This window comes from Bariatricus sp. SGI.161 (genome assembly GCF_050313695.1).
GTDB lineage: Bacteria > Bacillota > Clostridia > Lachnospirales > Lachnospiraceae > JAFBIX01.
In genome coordinates, this window is the sequence record NZ_JBNPLX010000114.1 from 1 (window position 1) to 233 (window position 233).

Annotated in this window: 1 pseudogene; it reads left to right on the plus strand. The window is 45.1% G+C overall.

Annotated features, from left to right (window positions below):
• Positions 1 to 233 (plus strand): annotated as a pseudogene (locus ACQRBH_RS17430) (RNA-guided endonuclease TnpB family protein); the annotation flags it as partial.

A 233-nucleotide genomic window follows, 5' to 3' on the forward strand; every position in this document is an offset into this window, starting at 1 on the left:
CCGGAATGCATATACTACGAATCTGGTGAATGGGAATATTCGAATTTTTGAGAACGGAATCAAACTCCCAAAAGCCGGTGTTGTAAAGGCGAAGATCCACAGACAGATTCCGGAAGGGTTCCGGATGAAGGCTGTGACAGTGAGAAAACAACCTTCAGGGAAGTACTACGTCAGTATCCTTTTTGAATACTGTGCGGATGAAAACCAAGTCCGGGACAGAGAAGGAAGAGAAT